Annotated in this window: 12 protein-coding genes; 5 read left to right on the top strand and 7 right to left on the bottom strand. The window is 71.6% G+C overall.

All coding sequences use genetic code 11. The annotated features are described in order from the left end of the window. Nucleotides 1-179: 179 nt before the first annotated feature. From WME90_RS40320 to WME90_RS40335, 4 genes are all read right to left on the bottom strand, one after another. Nucleotides 180-5,888, bottom strand: coding sequence for a sensor histidine kinase (locus tag WME90_RS40320; protein WP_437277403.1), 5,709 nt, complete (start codon nt 5,886-5,888; stop codon nt 180-182). A gap of 373 nt (nt 5,889-6,261) precedes the next feature. After that, entirely contained in the window at nt 6,262-7,218 is a 957-nt protein-coding gene (locus WME90_RS40325; RefSeq protein WP_437277404.1) for a hypothetical protein, read from the bottom strand. Nucleotides 7,219-7,544: 326 nt separating this feature from the next. Then, nucleotides 7,545-8,975 carry a hypothetical protein gene (locus WME90_RS40330; protein WP_437277405.1) on the bottom strand — a complete coding sequence of 477 codons (1,431 nt, stop codon included), beginning with the start codon at nt 8,973-8,975 and terminating at the stop codon, nt 7,545-7,547. After that, on the bottom strand, nt 8,972-10,513 hold the full coding sequence (locus tag WME90_RS40335) for a YncE family protein (RefSeq protein ID WP_437277406.1): 1,542 nt from the start codon (nt 10,511-10,513) through the stop codon (nt 8,972-8,974). Before WME90_RS40335 ends, WME90_RS40330 begins: the two co-directional genes overlap by 4 nt. A gap of 522 nt (nt 10,514-11,035) precedes the next feature. Between WME90_RS40335 and WME90_RS40340 the strand changes: the two genes are divergently transcribed. Next, nucleotides 11,036-11,929: a fibro-slime domain-containing protein gene (locus WME90_RS40340; protein WP_437277407.1), complete on the top strand. Its 894-nt coding sequence runs from the start codon at nt 11,036-11,038 to the stop codon at nt 11,927-11,929. A gap of 79 nt (nt 11,930-12,008) precedes the next feature. On the opposite strand, the gene WME90_RS40345 is transcribed toward WME90_RS40340, so the two are convergent. Both WME90_RS40345 and WME90_RS40350 read right to left on the bottom strand, forming a co-directional pair. Continuing rightward, on the bottom strand, nt 12,009-12,242 hold the full coding sequence (locus tag WME90_RS40345; RefSeq protein ID WP_437277408.1) for a hypothetical protein: 234 nt from the start codon (nt 12,240-12,242) through the stop codon (nt 12,009-12,011). A 72-nt stretch (nt 12,243-12,314) separates the two neighbouring features. After that, nucleotides 12,315-12,647 carry a hypothetical protein gene (locus tag WME90_RS40350; protein WP_437277409.1) on the bottom strand — a complete coding sequence of 111 codons (333 nt, stop codon included), beginning with the start codon at nt 12,645-12,647 and terminating at the stop codon, nt 12,315-12,317. A gap of 129 nt (nt 12,648-12,776) precedes the next feature. Between WME90_RS40350 and WME90_RS40355 the strand changes: the two genes are divergently transcribed. Both WME90_RS40355 and WME90_RS40360 read left to right on the top strand, forming a co-directional pair. After that, nucleotides 12,777-13,901, top strand: a complete 1,125-nt coding sequence (locus WME90_RS40355) for a S8 family serine peptidase (RefSeq protein ID WP_437277410.1) — start codon at nt 12,777-12,779, stop codon at nt 13,899-13,901. 493 nt (nt 13,902-14,394) lie between these two features. Further along, complete coding sequence (locus WME90_RS40360; protein WP_437277411.1) at nt 14,395-14,775, top strand: RNA recognition motif domain-containing protein; 381 nt, start codon at nt 14,395-14,397, stop codon at nt 14,773-14,775. A gap of 260 nt (nt 14,776-15,035) precedes the next feature. Here WME90_RS40360 and eno read toward each other — a convergent pair whose 3' ends face one another. Then, complete coding sequence (gene eno / locus WME90_RS40365; RefSeq protein ID WP_437277412.1) at nt 15,036-16,331, bottom strand: phosphopyruvate hydratase; 1,296 nt, start codon at nt 16,329-16,331, stop codon at nt 15,036-15,038. 369 nt (nt 16,332-16,700) lie between these two features. Between eno and WME90_RS40370 the strand changes: the two genes are divergently transcribed. After that, the gene (locus WME90_RS40370) at nt 16,701-17,342 is read left to right on the top strand and encodes a DotU family type IV/VI secretion system protein (protein WP_437277413.1); all 642 of its coding nucleotides are present in this window, start codon (nt 16,701-16,703) and stop codon (nt 17,340-17,342) included. Beyond that, nucleotides 17,339-18,433, top strand: coding sequence for a type VI secretion system protein (locus WME90_RS40375; RefSeq protein ID WP_437277414.1), 1,095 nt, complete (start codon nt 17,339-17,341; stop codon nt 18,431-18,433). Before WME90_RS40370 ends, WME90_RS40375 begins: the two co-directional genes overlap by 4 nt. The last annotated feature ends 122 nt before the right edge of the window (nt 18,434-18,555 follow it).

Here is an 18,555-nt window from a genome sequence, read left to right on the forward strand (position 1 = left end):
CACCGCCGGATACCGTGACGACGAGCGCGTCGCGCCGAGTCGAGATCCATGGCTCGGTGAGAGAGGCCCAGAGAGCGCAACACCACATTCCGCTCCGCTGCCTCTGGGCCTCTCCGGCGCAACCTGCCTGAACCGTCAGAGCACCTGGAGAGCTCGCTGCCTCCCGGGGAGGCGCACGATCATATCGAGTCGTTCGAGAACACCGGCTCCCGCGGCGACGCCGTCGGTGCGACGCGGGGGAGCTCGACGGTGAACGTGGCGCCGGCGCCGGGCGCGCTCTGGACACGGATCGAGCCGCCGTGCGCCTGCGCGATCTGGCGGCTGATGTACAGGCCGAGCCCCAGCCCGCCGTAGTGCCGGTCGGACACGGCGCGCTCGAAGCGATCGAAGATCCGCTCCTGGCGCGCCGGGTCGACGCCGATCCCGTGATCCTTCACCGACAACCGCGTTGTCCCGGCCTCCTCGCGGAGGACGATCTCGATGGGCTTGCCCGCGCCGAACTTGATCGCGTTGGCGACGAGGTTCGTCACGATCTGGTCGACGCGGGAGCGATCCCAGCGGCCCACGTTCAGGCCGCTCGTCCTCAGCGAGACCGAGCACCCGGCGCGCGCCAGATCCAGCTCGAATCGCGCGATCACGTCGCGCACGACCACGCAGAGGTCGACCTCCGCGACGTCGAGCGACACCCGATCGGTGTCGATCCTCGAGATCTCGAGGAGCTCGCGGTTCAGGCGGGCCAGGCGCGTGGCCTGCCGCAGCGCGCGGTCGACCTGCCTGCCCATCGCGGGCGGGTCGCAGGGCCGACCCGAGCGAAGGCTCCGATCCATGGCCTCGAGCGAGAGCGTGAGCGACGTCATCGGCGTATTGAGCTCGTGCGTCGCCACGGTGAGGAACTCGTCCCGCATGCGGATGGCCTCCTGGGCAGCGCGGTACAGCCGCGCATTGTCGATCGCGAGCGCGGCCCTGTGCGCCACGTGCTGCACGAGCTCCAGGTCGGCCTCCGCGTAGCGGCGCGCCGCGGACGAAACGACGCTGAGCGCCCCGATCGGCCGGCCCCGCGCCATGAGCGGCACCGCGATGAGGCTCTGCAACCCGAGCTCGCGAATGAGCCTCGCATGGTCGTCGTCCTCGCAGTATCTCCGGAGCTCTTCGTCGGAGCACGCGGAGACCAGCAGCGGCCCACCACACCGCAGCGCCCTGGCCGCCGGATGGGGCGAATCCAGGCCAGGGGAATACCGCCGCCGTAGCTGCTCGAGCAACGACTCCTTCGCAGGATCCGTGTGCGCCCAGATGCTTCGCCGGATCTGCTCACCTTCGACGATATCGGCAACGCACCAGTCGCAGAGCGATCGCACCGCGAGCCGCGCGACGCGCGCCAGCGTCTCCTCGTAATCGAGCGACATGGAGAGGATCTCCCCGGCCTCGGCCAGGAAGGCCGCGCGCCGCTCCGCTGCCTCGGCCACGGTCCTCGCGGCCTGCTCCTTGGAGAGGAGCCGCGCGTTCTCCAGGGAGATGGCGGCCTGCGCGGCGAGCAGCGACAGGGCGGTGAGCCGCTCCGGCGGGAACGCGCCGGCGAGCAGGTCGTTCTCGAGATAGAGCAGAGCCGCCACCTCCGCCTGCCTCAGGATCGGCATGCAGAGCACCGATCTGGGCTTGTGCCGAGTGAAGTACTCATCGCCGGAGAACTTGCCGGCGAATGCCTCGGTATGGCTCAGGATGACGCGCTCCTTCGTTCGTTGCACGTAGCGGACGAGCGACAGGGGGACGCGCTGTAAAGCGCCTTCCGCGGAGCGGGAGAGGAAGGTCCTTACCTCCCCGCTCTCCTCCAGAGAGGCCTCGACTCCGATGGAGAGGCGCTCGTCCTGATGCAGGACGAGACAAGCTCGCTGCGCGCCGCCCTGCTCGAGGACCACCGTGAGCAGCGTCCGCAGGAGCTTGTCGAGGACGATCTCGCTCGAGATGGTCTGCGACGCCTTGATCACCGAGAGCTGGTCGAGCTGCTCGAACCGCGCCGCGAAGGAGGCGGTCGGGGCGAGCGGCCTCGCGTCCCAGAGACACGGACTCTGCTGATCGATGTGCCGGACCTTGCCGTCCGCCCCCCAGCGGACATAGCAGGAGCGGGCCTCACGGAGGTAGGTGTCGGCGATCAGCTCGAACCCTCGCTCCCGGTAGAACCCCGACGCGCTCTCGTAGGCCAGCGCCTCGCTGTGGACGAAGCCGTTCGCGCGCGCGGAGCGGATCGCCTGCTCGTAGAGCTGCGCCGCGTCGTCCCATGCGCCGCGGAGACGCGCCACCTCGGCGCCGATCAGCGCCGCCCGGTCGCCGAAGTTATCGGGGCAGCTCGCCGCCCAGGTGTCGATCTGCCTCTGGTGGGCGGCGAGCGCCTCGAGGTGCCGACGCCGCTCGGCGGCGTCCGCCGCGCGGCAGCGCGCCGCCCGCGCGAGCGCTCCATAGAAATGATACTCGGCCACCTCGAAGAACGAGCCCGACGTCCAGAGGAGCGGCCGCGCCTTCTCCGCGGCATCGAGCGAGCCGTCGAGGTCGCCCGCGAGGAAGCGCGCTTGCAGCTTGCGTATCCAGTACCAGCAGGTGGCGATCGCGAGGCGCGGATCGCCCTCCAGGCGCTGCTCGAACCGGCGCTCGTCGAAGTCGGCGTCGTTGAACGAGGAGAGATCGGGCGAGAGGCCCCGGAGGGCCCGGATCAGCCTGAGCTGCACGGTGATGATGTCGACCTCGAGGCCGAACCGCGCCCGCTGCACGAAGTCGAGCGCGCGCTCGGCCTCTCGCTGCACTTCGCCGAGGGGCTCTCCCGCGGCGAGGAGGATCGTGATCAGGCAGTTCTTGTTGTACGACGCATACGTGAGGTCCCCTGTCTCCTGCCCCGCCTCGAAGCCCCGTCGCAGGAGCTCGACGCCGGTGCGCATGTGCTTCACCCACGGGTTGACCCGGTGCCCGAAGCCCAGGTAAACGCGGGACTTGAAGCGCAGGGCCCCGCGGCGCTCCAGGAGGTCGAGGCCGAGCCTGGCGAAATGGTAGGCCATGCGGTAATCGCCGAAGCGCGGCCCGAGGAGCATGCCGAACCAGGTGTAGGCGATGCACGATGCATCGCAATTGCCGCGCTCGAGGCTGAGGTTCGTCATGCGCATCACGACGAGGCAATTCAGGTTCGCGTCGGTGAACAGGGCCGGCGACTGGGCGTGGGTCAGGACCTCGAGGGTCGCGCGGCACTCCGGGTCCGTCATCTGGGGTGAGTCGATGAGGTCCTCGACCGGACGGCTCCCGAGCAGCTCCCAGACTCGCTCGTATTCCTTCCGCACCTCCTCGTCCGTGGGGTGCGGCGACCACGTGATTCCGACGCGGCGAAGGTAGTCGAGGCCCACGTCGACGCCGCGATCGCTGCGGTCCATGGTCGTGTAGAGGCCGAGGCGCACGCACGTGACCGCGGCCAGATCGACGACGCCCCCGGCGCGGCGTGAGAGCGCCGAGAGCCGCTCCTCGGCCGCGGAGAGCTCGCCGGTGAGGTACTCGCACTCGGCCCGATGGAGCTCGATCTCGAAGGTGAGCTCGTACCGTCGCTCCCAGCGGTCCTCCGGGAGCAGCGCCCTGCCGGCGGCGAGATACCTCAGCGCCAAGGCGCAGGCGTTCGACGCCTTGGCGCGCTTGCCCGCGATGAGGTTGAGCTCGGCCACCCGCTCGCGCTCCTCCTGCGAGGTGATCAGCGGAGCGCCGCGGTCGAGCTGATTGACGATCTCGAAGATCTTCTCCTCGAGCTCCTCCGGCGCCGCGCGCGACGCGAACAGCCAGCCGATTCCGAGGTGCATCGCCGGCCGCTCGCCTTCGGGGATGAGCGAATAGGCGGCCTCCTGGACCCGGTCATGGAGGAACCTGTACGAGGCATCCCTGCGCAGGAGGAGCCCCGCGCGGACGGCCTCCCAGAGGTCGGCGTGCGTCTCCTCCGCCGAGCTGCCGCGGACCATCGCGAGGAGGTCGACGCCGGCGGTGCTCCCGAGACAGGCGAGGTGCTTCAGCGCCCCCTGGGTGCGCGGAGGGAGCCGCACGAGCTTGCCGACCATCAGGTCGATCACGTTGTCCGTGAAGCCCTTTTCGCGGATCTTCGCCACGTCCCATCGAAAGATCCCGGCGCGCTCGTCGAGCTCGATGAGCCGCTCGTCGCCCAGCGCGGTGAGGAACTGGATCGCGAAGAAGGGGTTGCCGGCCGTCTTCTCGTGCACGAGCTCCGAGAGCTGCGCGGCGTCCTCGCTGCGGCAGCGGACCGCGTCGCTCACGAGCGCGCCCAGGTGCTCCCGGGAGAGCGGGCCGAGCACGATGTCCGAGACGCGGGCGCCGTCCTTCCGCGCCTCGTCGAGCGCCATCATGAGCGGGTGCGAGGGCGTCACCTCGTTGTCGCGGTACGCGCCGACGACGAGGAGATAACGCATCTCGGGGTGGGTCACCATGTCATGAAGGAGCCCGAGGCTCGCGGGGTTGGTCCACTGGAGATCGTCGAGGAAGAGCACGAGCGGGTGCTCCTTCCGGGCGAACGCCCCGATGAAGCTCCGGAACACGACGCGGAACCGGTGCTGCGCCTCGGCCGGCGGGAGCTCAGGGACCTGCGGCTGCCGGCCGATGACGAGCTCGACCTGCGGGATGACATCCACGATGAGCTGTCCGTTGGGCCCGAGCGCGTCGAGCAGCCGCCGCCGGAAGGCCGCGATCCGGTCCTCAGGCTCGACGAGGATCTCGCTCACGACCTCCCGGAAGGCCTGTACGAGCGTAAAGTGAGGGACGTCGCGCTTGTATCGCTCGAATTTCCCAGAGAGAAACAGGGCTCGTTCCCGGACGATCGGCTTGCAGAGCTCGTGAACGAGCGCCGACTTTCCGCTGCCGGAATAGCCAGAGACCACGACGAGCTCGGGGCCCCCCGTGTCCACGACACGCTCGAACGTGCGCCACAGGGCGCTCACCTCGCGCTCGCGGCCGTAGAGCCTCTGCGGGAGCTCTACGCGGCCGGAGATGTCGCGCTCGCCCAGGGAGAACGGCTCGATCCTGCCGCGCGCTCGGTGCTCCACGAGGCACCGCTCGAGGTCGTGCTTGAGGCCGCGGGCGGTCTGGTAGCGATCCTCCGCCATCTTGGCGAGGAGCTTCAGGACGAGCGCCGAGAAGATCTCGGGCAGCCCGGGGACGACCGCGGAGGGCGGCGGCGGGGCGAGGGCAACGTGGCAGTGCACCCACTCGAGCGGATCCCGCGCCTCGAAGGGCAGGCGCCCCGTGAGCATCTGATAGAACGTGACGCCGACCGCATAGAGATCTGCGCGGCTGTCGATCGCCCGGTTCATTCGCCCCGTCTGCTCCGGAGACAGGTACGGCAAGGAGCCTTCGATGAGCCGGGGAGCCCCCATCGGCCGCTGCTCGCGCGGGAGGCGGGAGGCAAGACCGAAGTCGGTGAGCTTCACCTCGCCTGTGGTCGCGTTGAAGAGGATGTTCTGGGGCTTGAGGTTCTTGTGGACGATGTCCCGCTGGTGGAGCTCCGCCACGCAGGTGACGATACGGACCGCGAGCTCGAGGAACCGCCCGGCGCTCATGGGCGCGTCGATGACGATGAGGTGATCGAGCGACTCGCCGCCGAAATCCTCCATGACGAGCGCCGGCAGTCCCTCGAACGTCTCGATGGCGAGCGGCTCGACGAAGGCCTCGTGGCGGAGCATCGTGCCCATCGTGTACTCGCGCCGGAGGCGCTCGATGTCCTGCGAGCAGCCGCTCCGCGGGTCGATGACCTTCAAGATCACCGGGCGGCCATCGGCGTTCCTGACCGCGCGAAGCAGGCGTGTTCTTCCGCCCTCGTGGGAGGTCCCGGTGATCGTGTACCGGGAGCGAGCGCGCGTCTCCAAGGGCAGATTCACGAGGACGACACGCCGCGAAGCGCTGAGGCCGGGCGGCCGGGCGGGAGATCGAGGCCGTCGGCGACCCCGGAACGGCCGAGCCCGCGCGCCGCTCCAAGGCGGCTCAGCCAGCCAACCGGCGCGAGCGCACGGCTCCCGCCGGACACAACGCCCCCCGCCCCATGCTCCCGCGACCGCGCCATCGTCAGGTCCCTCCCGTATCGATACCATATCGATACCACGGCAACCCCGCCGCGCTCGTCCCTGGGCGGACGCGCCCCGCAGAAGGGGATTCACGAAGCGATCGATCGCCTGCTCGGGCCGCCGGTCGCGCCGGACGAGCGAGCCAGCTTGGGTCGATTGTCGGATCGGGATGGGGAATCTAGAACGCGAACGGCACGTCGATCTGCAGGATCTTGTGCTCCGACGCCTTCATCGGATCATCGAGCCCCATCGCGAACGCCACGCCGGGGCGCAACCACATCTTCTCGCCCAGCTTGAAGTGGCCGCGCGGACCGAAGGCCACGGTCGTCGTCTCGCGCGTCGCGCGGGAGGCGTCCTTCTGCACGGCCGCCGGCGTCGAGAGCCAGCGCTGGTGCCGGAGCTCGGCGCCGATCGACAGCATCGGGACGACGAAGTAGCCGAGGTGCACGCCGGCGGTGAAGTTCGTCTTCGACGAGTCCGGCTGCACGTCCTCCCCGCGGACCCGCACGAGCTGGAGCACCGTGGCCTCGACCTGCGCGGTGAAGCCGTGCGCGATATAGGCGAACCCGACGCCCGGGAAGACCGTGAGGTCGTTGACGGCGAACATCGCATTATCCATCGCCGAGCGGGCGTAGATCCCGGCCGTCCTCGTCGGTCCCATCTCGGGGCTCGGCGTGTTCCCGCCGCCAGAGCCCACTGGCACCGTGAGGCCAAGGAACAGGCCGAGGCGCAGCTCGGGCGTGAGCTTCAGCGCGTAGGTGGCGCCGACGACAGGGTTCAGGAACCCGAAGCCCGAGTCGCCCGCAGGCGGGGAGTTCGAGACGATGCCGAGCCGCACGAGCGGGGCGAGATCCTCTGTGACCTTGTAGCTGAAGAGCAGCGTGGATGCGACGGTCGAGCCGGAGGAGCTCGCCCCGGGAGCGCTGTAAAAGGCGATCGCCGTGTCCGAACGCACGACGGACGCCGCGACCACCGGACGGAGCTGAAACGGCAACGAGTAAGGAGGCGGCTTGGGTTTGTCCGCCGGCGGAGGCGCCGCCAGCGGCTCCGCGGCGGCAGGCTCCGTCGCGGGCTGGGCCGCCGCCTGAAACGCAGGCAGATAAACGAGGCTCGCGCCGAAAAACACACAAAACAACGGACGACATGGATGCTTGTTGGTCATGGGCAGAGCAGGGGGGTGGGCTGGAGGACAACCGCTGTGGCCTCGTCGCCAGCGCAACGAGGCGACCTTCGGAACTGCCGTCGGCTCTGCCGAGCCTGCTCCCACTCTCCGCGCAGAGAGGTTTCGCAAAGATGACAGGGACGAAATTGTGGCGCGTGTTCGACACCTCGATTCGCGAGAGATGTCGTCCCCTGGGCGCCGCGGAACCTCGGAGAAACACGCCTGCCATCCAGAGGAGCCGCGGGAGCGCTCCGCGACAGGCTCCGCGCGGAGCCGGCGCCCCGCCCCCCGCGCCGGGGCTACAGCTGCTCGAGCACCGTGACCGATCGGTCCCAGTACGACGCGACCACCGCCCGCGCGCCGTCCTTCGAGACCGCCACGGCGCACGCGCCCTTGCCCGTGGGCAGCGACGCGACGACGCTCGGCGGGTCGCCCGCGATGACCGCGACGCCGCTGCCGACCGGCGGCCACTGGGTCCCGCCGAGCGCGACGAAGAGCGTCTTCCGGTCGGGCGACGTCACGCCCGTCAGCGGCACCCCGCGGAGCGGCAGCGTGCTCTTCACCGCCATCGTCGAGAGGTCGATGACGCTCGCGGTCCGCGCCTCGGCGTTGAGCGTGATGCCGTACCGGTCCTCATCGAGCAGGAAGCCCGCGGTCGGCCCGACGCCGACAGGCACCTTCCTCGTCTCGGTCACGCCGGCGACGCTCAGCAGGATCGCCGTGTTGGACAGCCGATCGGGGAAGAACACGGCGCCGCCATCCCTCGTGATGTCGCCCTCGCGCGGCTCGCGCCCGACCGCGATGCTCCGCCGGGTCGCGCCGAACGGCGACTCGCTCGGATCGAACAGGTCTATCCATGCGCCCGCCGGCCGGCCCGCGTGCGTCAGCGCGCCGAGCGCCGCGATGTAGGGGCGCCCCTCGGCCTGAACGAGGAACAGCTGCCCCGTGGCGTGCGGGAGCGTGATGTTCGCGAGCCGCACCCCCGTCGGCAGCTCGAACTTCGTCACGCGCTTCGTGTCCGTCGTCGCCGCGACCACCGTCCTGCCGTCCGGCAGCGCCACGATGTCGCCCGGCGTCCGGCCGACGTCGAGCAGGACCGGATCGCGATCCCACGCGGTCGTGTCCATCACCGGGATCCGCGCGGCGTCCTCGTGCCGCAGCACCGCGACGTAGCGGTCGAACAGGAGCCGGATGTGGTCGCCCTGCGCCGGCACCGACGCCTTGTGGATGAGCTCGCCGCTCTGGAGCTTGTACTCGCGCAGCGAGGCGTCGTCGGCGCTGACGTAGATCGACGCGCCGCTCGGGTTGAAGACAACGTCGAGCGGGTGCGCGTCCCCGATCCGGAACTCGCGGGCGCGCCAGCGGCCCTTCGGCTCCGCCGGCGGCGGCGGCGCGGGCTCCGCGCTGTCCGGGCCGAACGCCGCCGGGTTCGGCGCGTCGTCCGGCGTGTCGCGCGCGGGGCGCGAGGCGGCGCCCTCCGGCGTGAGGTCGGTCAGCGGCGGGGCCTCGCCGACGGGCGACTTCAGGCTGGTCAGCGTGGCGATGATCACGGCCGCGACGCCGCTCGCCACGGTCACCGCGGCCCGCGCCAGGCGCGGCTCGCGGCCGGAGAGCGACCCCGCGGAGCCGCGGTGACGCTCGCCGAGCCACCCCTTGCAGGCGCGGCACTTGCGCGCCCCCTCGACGATCTTGGCGCCGCAGCTCGGGCACGGGACGCGACGCTCGCTCATTGCAGCACCCATGCGACCTTGGCGCGATCACCCAGCGCGAGCGCCGAGCCGCCGTCCGGGGCGAGCCGGATCCGCGTCGGCTCGCCGCCGAGCGGGTGGATCTTCGCCGCGTAGCTCTTCAGATCGACCATCGCCACCGAGCCTGTCCCGTCGCCGCTCAGCGCGACGACCGCCTGCGCCCCGTCCGGAGCGACGGCCATGTCGAGCGCGCGGCCGGGGAACGTGACGGCGCGGAGCAGCTCGCGCTTCGACAGATCGAGGACCTGGATCGCCCGCCCCTCGTTGCACCGGACGATGGCGCGCCGGTCGCTCCGGACGAGCTCGAGCTGCTCCGGCTCCCGGCACGTCGTGATGCGCGCCTCCTGCCGCACCGCGCCCGACGGGAGCCAGGTGAGCGGCACAAGGGTGTTCTCGGCCCGGAGGGCCACGAAGCCCGCCGATCCGTCGGGGATCATGAGCGCGCTGGCGGGGTTGCCCACCATCGAGGTGCGCACGCGATCCTGCTCCGAGCCGAGCCGGCTCGGGTCGAACGGATAGGCGACGCCGCCCGAGGGCTCGCGCTGGCCGGGCAGCGGGAGCTGGCCCGTCGTCGTGATCGCCCGGCTGCCGGAGTCGTCCACGGCCACCGGGCCCACGGCGTCGTCGCCGAACTGGATGCGCTCGATCTCGGCGTGGTACTCGGTCGCGAGGATCGCCACCGCGTGCGCCGCCGGGAGCGAGGCGAGCGCGCGCCGGCCCGAGGCGCCGACCTGGATGTCGCCCACGGCCTCGCCGAGCTCGATCGTCTTGAGCAGCCGCGTCGTGGCGGCATCGATCACGTAGATGCGCGAGGGCGCGGTCGCGTAGACGACGTCGCCCACGCGGTGCAGCCGCCGCACGTGGGGCGCCTCGGTGAGGAGGCTCAGCGCCTCGCCGGTCCGGGAGCTGCGCACCTCCAGGCCGGCGGACAGCGCGACGACGAAGCGGTCGCGGTCGAGCGGGAGCGCGTCGAGCGCGTCCTTGGGCAGCGAGAAGGGCCCGAGGACCGAGGGCGCGTCGGAGAGGTGGCCGACGTTGTTCGGGCGCTGCCAGACGCAGCGGCCGAGCTGGCACGACTCGCCGCTCCAGCACGGCGCCCCGCACACGGGGGCGGGGGGAGCGACCGGCGACGCGGCCCTGGACGGCGCGAACCGGTGGGGCGCCAGGTAGCGGAGCGCCCCGCCGGTACAGATGAGCCCCAGGATCGCGCCGATCGTGACGAGCGGGCGCCAGTGGAGGGCGAGCCAGCTCGCGTCCTTCGGGGCATCGGGGATCGAGGGCGCCGTCGCCGGCCGCCTGGGCGCGTCTGCCGGCTCCCCGCACTCGGGGCAGAGGGAGACCCCGGCGGCGATGCGCTCGAGGCAGACAGGGCAGGTCGCCTCGCCGGCGCCGGGCGACCGGCGGGGCGGCGGCTCCGTCCACGGGACAGGCACCGGGCTCGCCTCGGCGGCGTGGAGAGCCTCCCGCGCGTCAGCAGCGCTGGAGCCGGGCTCGATATCGCTCCGTGTCTCGTGGTCCACTGCGCACCTGCGTCTCTTCCGGGTCCGTGACGAGCGGTCCTCGCGTAACCCGAGCGTGCCCGGAAGTCGAGCCCTTCGTGCCAGCGCAGCGGCCGCGGCGATGTGGCCCGAGCCACGACCACCTCGCGCTGCGGACGAAACTACGCAGCTGGAGATCGCGCCGCCACGAAAGATGCCTCGCGCGGCGGGCGAGGGCCGCCGGCGCGGCAGAGGGGAACATGGTTGTGGCCGTCAGCTCGGCAGTCGGCCGTTGGACGTCAGCTCGGGAGTCGGCCGGCGGCCGCCGGGCGGCCGAAGCGTCGATATCACCGAATTGACGTGCTCCCTGCTCCCGGCGCGCTTGCGCGCCATGATTCGCCCAGCGAACACCATCAAAAGAAAATCGCAGCACCATCAAAAGAATAGGCACATTTGCCGGGTGCAATTCCACCAGATAACGCGCCACGTCAACACGCCGGGAGGACACCATCATGCTAATTTACCGGCGGGATCTTGGGACGGCATCTTAACACGAGGTTGGCGATGAAAAGGACGGCTTGGTGCGTGGCGGGGCTTGCGCTCATGGGTGTGCTGAGCGCGTGCGGAGCGGAGAGTCAGCGGGTCGGCAGCAGCGGAGGCGACGCGTCATCGCAGGGCGCGGGTGGGCCCGGTGGGCCCACCGGGACCGGTGGGCCCAGCGCGACGACCGGCTACGATGACACCTTCGGCTCGGGCGAACCCAACGTCGGCAGCAGCGGCGCTGGCGGGAACCCCGGGGAGGACCAGGGAACAGGCAAGTCGTGCGACGGCAAGTTCACCGGCCGGGTGCGCGACTTCCAGGAGGCGCACCCCGACATGGAGCCGCAGGACGAGGGCAAGTGCGTCAACTGCGATGATCACATGATCGTCACCGACACCCTCGGAGAGGACCTGAAACCCGTCTATGCCGGCGGGGCCGAGGGCACCATGACCACGACCGGCAAGGAGAACTTCGACGTGTGGTTCCGCGACACCGAGGGCGTGAACATGCCGCAGAACATCACGCTGCAGTTCGAGGACCCCGACGGTGACGGCGTGTGGTCGTACAACGACCAGGAGTTCTTCCCGATCGACGGGGTGCTGTACGGCAACGAGGGGCGGCCGCACAACTACCATTTCACCTTCGAGATGCACATGGGCTTCCAGTACAAGGGCGGCGAGCGGTTCACGTTCGCCGGCGACGACGACGTCTTCACGTACATCAACGGGAAGAAGGTGGTCGACCTCGGGGGCGTCCACGTCGAGGAGACCGAGGTCGTCGACCTCGACGACCTCGGTCTCGAGATCGGGAAGACATATCAGCTCGACTTCTTCTTCGCCGAGCGCCACGTGACCGACTCCCACTTCCGGATCGACACCTCGATCGAGTTCATCAACTGCGGCATCGAGGTCAATTAGCGCCCTGGTGAAGGGCGCGTGCCGAGCGCGCCCTAGGCGAGCCACGCCCCCGCGGCGCCCTTGCTCGTGAAGCGCCCTCTCACTCTGCGCAGGTGAACGTCTGCGGGCACGCACCCGACGGCTCGCAGGCGTCGCCGCACTCCTCGTAGCAGCTCACACACGCATCGTGGCTCTCGTCGGTGGAGCAGGACGGCACCGCGTCGCGCAGCTGAGCGCACCGCTGCTGCGCCTCCTCCGTCGAGAGCCCCCCGCAGCCTGCCGCGAGCGCGACAAGCGAGAGCAGCACCGCGCCAACACCCAGCCTCTTAGCCATCGTCGCCTCCCTTCGAGCCACCCGAGCCTATCCGAAGCGCCATTGCGGGGCGCGGCTTTCCGCCGCGCGCGCTCAGCCGCCCGCCGGCCTCGGCACCGCGGCGAGCCCGTACGTCCCTGCGCCGCTCACCTGGATCCACGCGCGCACCACCTGGATCGGCCGCCCCGCCCGCGCCACGGCGGCGACCGCGTCGCCGAGGTCGCGCGCGCACGCGGCGTGCAGGTCGTCGGTCGTCTCGTGGTCCTCTGCGGACCGGCGGATCCAGACCGCGGTCGACGGCATCGCCGCGCCCTCGTGCCTGTCCTGCCAGCGCCTGCCGACGAGGTGCGCCCGGAGGAGCTTCCTCGCTTCCGGGGGCGTGTCCGGGTGGAGCTCATAAACCATCGTCGCGATGAACGACCTCATGCGCCCGAGCGTGCCGGAGCGGCGCGCGCCCGTCCAGACGGCGCGCCGCGTGCCAGTCGGACGGGCGGGCGGGCTCGCGCGGAGTTCCCGTGAGCCGGGGCGGCGAAAGGGTGAAATAGTGTCCCGCCGATGCCTCCAAGCGACCTCGACTCCCGGCGCATCCTGCCCATCGCGGACCGGCTCCACGCGGACCCGGGCTACGCCGGCCGCGGCGTCACCATCGCCTTCCTCGACTCCGGCTTTTACGCCCACCCGGACCTCGTCACGCCCGAGAGCCGCGTCCTCGCCTACCACGACCTCTTCGCTCCCGAGGCGGGCACCTCGGCGCTCGAGCACGGGGACGCCTCGTCGTGGCACGGGATGATGACCTCGGTGGTCGCCGCCGGGAACGGCGCGCTCTCCGACGGGCGCTTCCGCGGGCTCGCCTCGGAGGCGAACCTCGTGCTGGTCAAGGTCGGCTTCGCGCACCGCATCGTCCACGACGACATCCGGCGGGGCATCGAATGGGTGATCGCGCACCGCGAGCGGTACGGGATCCGCGTGCTCAACATCTCGTGCGGCGGCGATTACGAGGAGTCGTACCTGACAGGGGGCCTGTCCCGCGCCGCCGACGACGCGACCCGGCACGGCATCGTGGTCGTGGCGGCCGCGGGCAACGCCGGGCACGACCCGGGGCACCGCGTCCTCCCGCCGGCCAGCGCGCCGAGCGTCATCGCCGTCGGAGGGCTCGACGACGGCGGCGCCGGCGAGCAGACGTGGAACTACCACTCTTCGTACGGCCTCACCCTCGACGGGCTGCAGAAGCCGGAGCTCATCGCGCCGGCGATCTGGCTGGCGGCGCCCATCCTGCCCGGGACGCCGACCGCGGCGCAGGCGCAGCTCCTCTCGCTGCTCGACCGCGCCCGGGACGACGAGCTGCCTCGGCTGCTCGTCGAGCACGCGTCCGTCGATCCGGACCTCGACGCCATCGCCGGCCGCGAGCCGTACCTCGTGCGCCAGCTCGCGGCGGCCAAGCTGCGCGACCAGAAGGTGATCTCCGGCCATTACAAACACGTGGACGGGACGAGCTTCGCCGCGCCGATCGTGAGCAGCGTCGTGGCGCAGATGCTCGAGGCGAACCCGCGCCTCTCCCCGCAGCAGTGCCGGCGCATCCTGATGAAGACCGCGCGCGGGCTGCCCGGCATCGCGCCGGAGCGGCAGGGCTTCGGCGTCGTGCAGCCCCGCGCCGCGGTGGCCGCGGCGCGCGCCGCCTGAGCGGGAGGCCGGCGAGCGCGAGCCCCTCGACCGCGCCGCCGCCCGAGGAGCCGCCTCCGCCCCCGCCCGCCGGCGCGCCGGCTTCACCCCCCCCGAGGAGCACGCCGCTGCGGACGCCGAGGCGCCTCGTTCGTCCACATCGCACGGAACTTCTCTGCGCGAGGCGCAGGGCGCGCACCTTCATCGTCCAGCGTGAGCGCGCGCGGTCGCCGGGGCCGGCTGCCGACGCGCGGCGGCGCGCGGTGAGGAACAGGCAGACGCGGCCAGCTTGGGGGAATACCTTGCGTACCCCGTCGCCGGCCGGTAGCTTCCGGAGCGCCTCAAGGCTCGTTCGTCCTCGACCTCTGATCCGGCCGCCTGCTGCAACGTGGTTGCCTCGTCCGAACGTGGGGTGACGGCCGGTCGTCGGGGAGCGTTTTCGCGTGCGGCCCGCGGCACGATCCGGGCCGTTCGCGAGGGAAGCGGGGATCGTGCAACGGGATTGGCGGCAGACATGAGCAAGCGGCTTTATGTGGGGAACCTGGCGTTCCATTCGACCGAAGACAGCCTGCGCACTGCGTTCGAAGCGGCCGGCGTCGAGGTGCTCGGGATTCAGTTGATGACGGACCGGATGACCGGGCAGTCTCGCGGGTTCGGGTTCGTCGAGGTGAGCGACGCCCAAGCGCAGGCGGCCATCAATGCGCTGCACGGCAAGGACCTCGACGGCCGTACCCTGACGGTCAATGAGGCGCGCGAGCGCACCGGCGGCCCCGGCGGGGGCGGCGGTGGCGGCGGCTTCCGCGGGGGTGGCGGCGGCGGCGGCGGCGGCGGCGGGCGCGGCGGTGGCCGCGGCGGTGGCCGCGGGGGTGGCGGCGGCGGGCGCGACCGCTGGTAGCACCGGGAGATCGACCCCCGCGGCGCGATCCGCGCCGCGCGGGGCCTCTCGCCACACCGACCACGGACCCCGGCGCGAACGCCGGGGCGTGGTGCGCCGTGGAATCCCGCAGAATATAACGCAGGGAACGCCAGCGCGAGGCGCGGCGACGCGCGCAGGAGCCCGGCCAGCTATGGCCGGGCTCCTCGCGGGCGGGGTGCTTCCTCGAAGCGGCGCAGAGGTCCCCGGCCATCCACGGCCGGACCTCTCGCCGGGCGGGACTAGCTGGCGCGCTTCGCCCCGGGGCGGCGGAACGGCGCGCGGCCGGCGAAGACCTGGCCGTCGCCGAGCGCGTACGAGATCCGGAGCAGCTGGTTGTACTTCGCGACGCGATCCGAGCGGGACGCGGAGCCGGTCTTGATCTGGCCCGCGTTCGTCGCGACGGCGAGGTCGGCGATGAACGTGTCCTCGGTCTCGCCCGAGCGGTGGGAGATGATCGACCGGTAGCCGCCCTCGCCCGCCTGGCGGATGCAGTCGAGCGTCTCCGTGACGGTGCCGATCTGGTTCAGCTTGATGAGGATGGCGTTGGCGAGGCCGTCCTCGATCCCCTTCGCGAGGCGCGCGGGGTTCGTCACGAAGAGGTCGTCGCCGACGAGCTGGACCTTCTTGCCGAGCCGCTCCGTGAGCAGGCGCCAGCCCTTCTCGTCGTTCTCGGCGACGCCATCCTCGATGGACACGATCGGGAACGCCTTGGCGAGCTCGTCGTAGATGGCGACGATCTCCTCGCGGGTCTTCTGCTGCTTGTCGAAGGTGTACCGCTCGGTCTTCGCGTCGTAGAACTCGCTGAGCGCCGAGTCGAGCGCGACGCCGACGTCCTCGCCGGGGCGGTGGCCGGCGGCCTCGATGGCGCGCACGACGTACTCGAGCGCCGCCCGGTTGGACGCGAGGCGCGGGGCAAAGCCGCCCTCGTCGCCGACGGCCGTGACCATGCCGTCCTTCTTGAGCAGGCCCCTCAGGGTGTGGAAGATCTCGGCGCCCGTGCGCAGCGCCTCGGCGAACGACTCGGCGCCGTAGGGGACGATCATGAACTCCTGGATCTCGAGGCCGTTGTCGGCGTGCACGCCGCCGTTCAGGATGTTCATGAGCGGCGTCGGCAGCACGCGCGCCGCGGCGCCGCCGAGGTAGCGCCAGAGCGGCAGGTCGACCGTGTCCGCGGCGGCGCGGGCGGCGGCCATCGAGACGGCGAGGATGGCGTTGGCGCCGAGCTTCGACTTGTTGGCGGTACCGTCGGCCTGGATGAGCACCTTGTCGAGCTCGGCCTGATCGAGCGCGTCCATCCCGAGGACGGCCGGACCGAGGACGGTCTCGATGTTCTTCACCGCGGTGAGCACGCCCTTGCCGAGGAAGCGCTTCTTGTCGCCGTCCCTGAGTTCGACGGCCTCGTGCTCGCCGGTCGACGCGCCGCTCGGCACGGCCGCGCGGCCGGTGCCGCTCAGCGTGGTGACCTCGGCTTCGACGGTGGGGTTGCCGCGCGAATCGATGACTTCGCGCGCGATGACGCTCTGGATCTCCGACATGACCTCTCCTCAAGGGGACCGCCTTCGCGCGATCCCGGCTGCTCTCGAAGGGGGCTCGAGAAGCGGCGGGAGCATAGGCACGGGCCCCGCCGGTTGTCGACGCTCCGGTGCACCCGCGGCCCCGGCGCCGCCAGGCCGCGACGCACGGCGCCGCCGGGCGGCGGGGGCGCGGCCCGCCGGTGACGCAGGGTCGACGCGAGCTCGACGCGGGGCCGCTGCGCCTGGTGCGCCTGGACGGAGGGCGGCGCGCCGCCGTCGACGCGGGCCGCTCGCAGCGGCCGCGGCGCGCGGCGTGCGGCGTGCGGCGTGCGGCGTGGACGCGCGCCCGGGTCGACGGTCGGTGCGCGCCTGGCGTAAGCTCGCGCCCGCGTGGAAACCTCCATCGGCGTCTTCGGTGAGGAGATGCTCCTCTGGCTCTGCATGCTCCGCCAGTCCCCGCGGCGGCCGCCGGCCGATCACGTGCTGCGGCAGGCGAACCTGCTGCTCGAGGAGCTGAAGGGGTCCAGGCTTGCGCAGGAGATGCCGGTGGTGTCGGTCGACGACGGGATGTTCGCGATCGCCGCGTGCGCGGACGAGCTCGCGATGTCGCTGCCGGACCTGCGGCCGGTCTGGGCGCAGCGCCCGCTCCAGGCGTCGCGGTGGACGACCAACAACGCGGGCGTCGAGTTCTTCGAGCGGCTGGAGCGCGTCCGGAAGGGCCCGCTCCCGGTGATGGCGACGTACGCGTGCGTGCTCGGGATCGGCTTCCGCGGCCGCTACGGGCTGCCAGGGCAGAACACCGACGAGCTGCTGCGGATCCGCCGCGACCTGTCGCTGAAGCTCGGCGTGGATCCGGATCGCGACTGGAAAGGCGGGGTGCTCAAGCCGGTGCAGGTCGAAGGCGTCGCGGTCCAGCACCTCCCCACCTCGTCGCCCCTGCGGTCCGTCCTGATCGGGCGGATCCTGGCGTCGCTCGTCGCGATCACCGGCGCGCTCGCGCTCGCGTGGGCGATCGCCCGAGGGGTCGGATGAGCGGCTCCTTCGTTTACGAGCTGGCGAGCGTCCACGCGCTCGTCGAGCAGGCGAACCCGGACAGTAACCAGGGGATCTACGCGGTCCCCTGCTACCTGGTGCTCGGCGAGCCCGGCTCGGGCCGCTCCACGGTGGTCCGCTCGATGAACCTGACGTGGCCCGCGAGCGGCGGCCAGCTCCCGATCGGCGTGCCCGGGGCGCGGTGCTCTTACTGGCTGGCGAAGGAGGCGCTCTTCATCGAGCCGGAGGCGTCGGTGCTCGGCCCGCGGCGGGAGCCGGCCGAGCTCTCGCGGCTCTGCGACGAGCTGCGCCGCTCGCGGGAGCGCGAGCCGATCGACGGCATCCTGCTCGTCCTGAGCATCGCGGAGTTCGTGGAGCTCGACGAGCAGGGGCTCGACGCGTACGCGAACCGCGTGCGCGCGTACCTCGTCGAGGTCGGCCGCGCGCTGCGCGCCGACGTGCCGACGTACGTGGTGCTCTCGCGCTACGACACGCTCTGGGGCTTCGCCGAGGTGTTCCAGTGGACCGCCGAGCGCGGGCGCGAGGAGCCCTGGGGCTTCACGCTCCCGCTCGAGACGAGCCCGGACCAGGCGGCGCCGCGGATCCTCCAGGAGCTCGAGGGGCTGAACGCGCGGCTGGAGTCGACCTGCCTTGCGCGGGTGAGCTCGGAGGACGCGCCCGAGGCGCGGACGCGGGCGTTCCAGCACCTGGCCGAGGTGCGCGCGCTGATGCCGCGGCTGCGGCAGCTGTTCGGGGTCATCGCGATGGCGAACGCGTTCGAGCGGGCTCCGTGGCTCCGCGCGGTGGCGATCGGCAGCGCGATGCCCGGCATGGGCGACCGGCTCCGCGCGGGGGTGACGCGGTTCATCAACATGGGGCTGGCGCAGCCGCCGAACGTGGCGGTGGCGCCGCGGCCGGGCGGGCTGCCGATCCACGCGACCCTGAGGGCGGTCGTGCTGCCCGAGCGGGACATCGTGCCGCTCCGGCAGCGGTGGCGGGACGACCGGTTCACGCTGATCTGCTTCGTGAGCGGGCTCCTGCTCTTGCTCGCGGCGGGGATCACCGAGCTCATCCTGCGCTACGCGATGTGAGCCGGCGCGGAGGGTGGCCTGGAGACGGGTCGAGTGACATGGCGGCGGCGACGCTGGCTGCTGTGATCTCGCGCCGGGCTTGAGCCCGCGCAGCCAGGGTTACGGCGGCGCGGTCCGCGGCT

The sequence above is a fragment of the Sorangium sp. So ce375 genome (assembly GCF_051473855.1).
Taxonomy (GTDB): Bacteria; Myxococcota_A; Polyangia; order Polyangiales; family Polyangiaceae; genus Sorangium.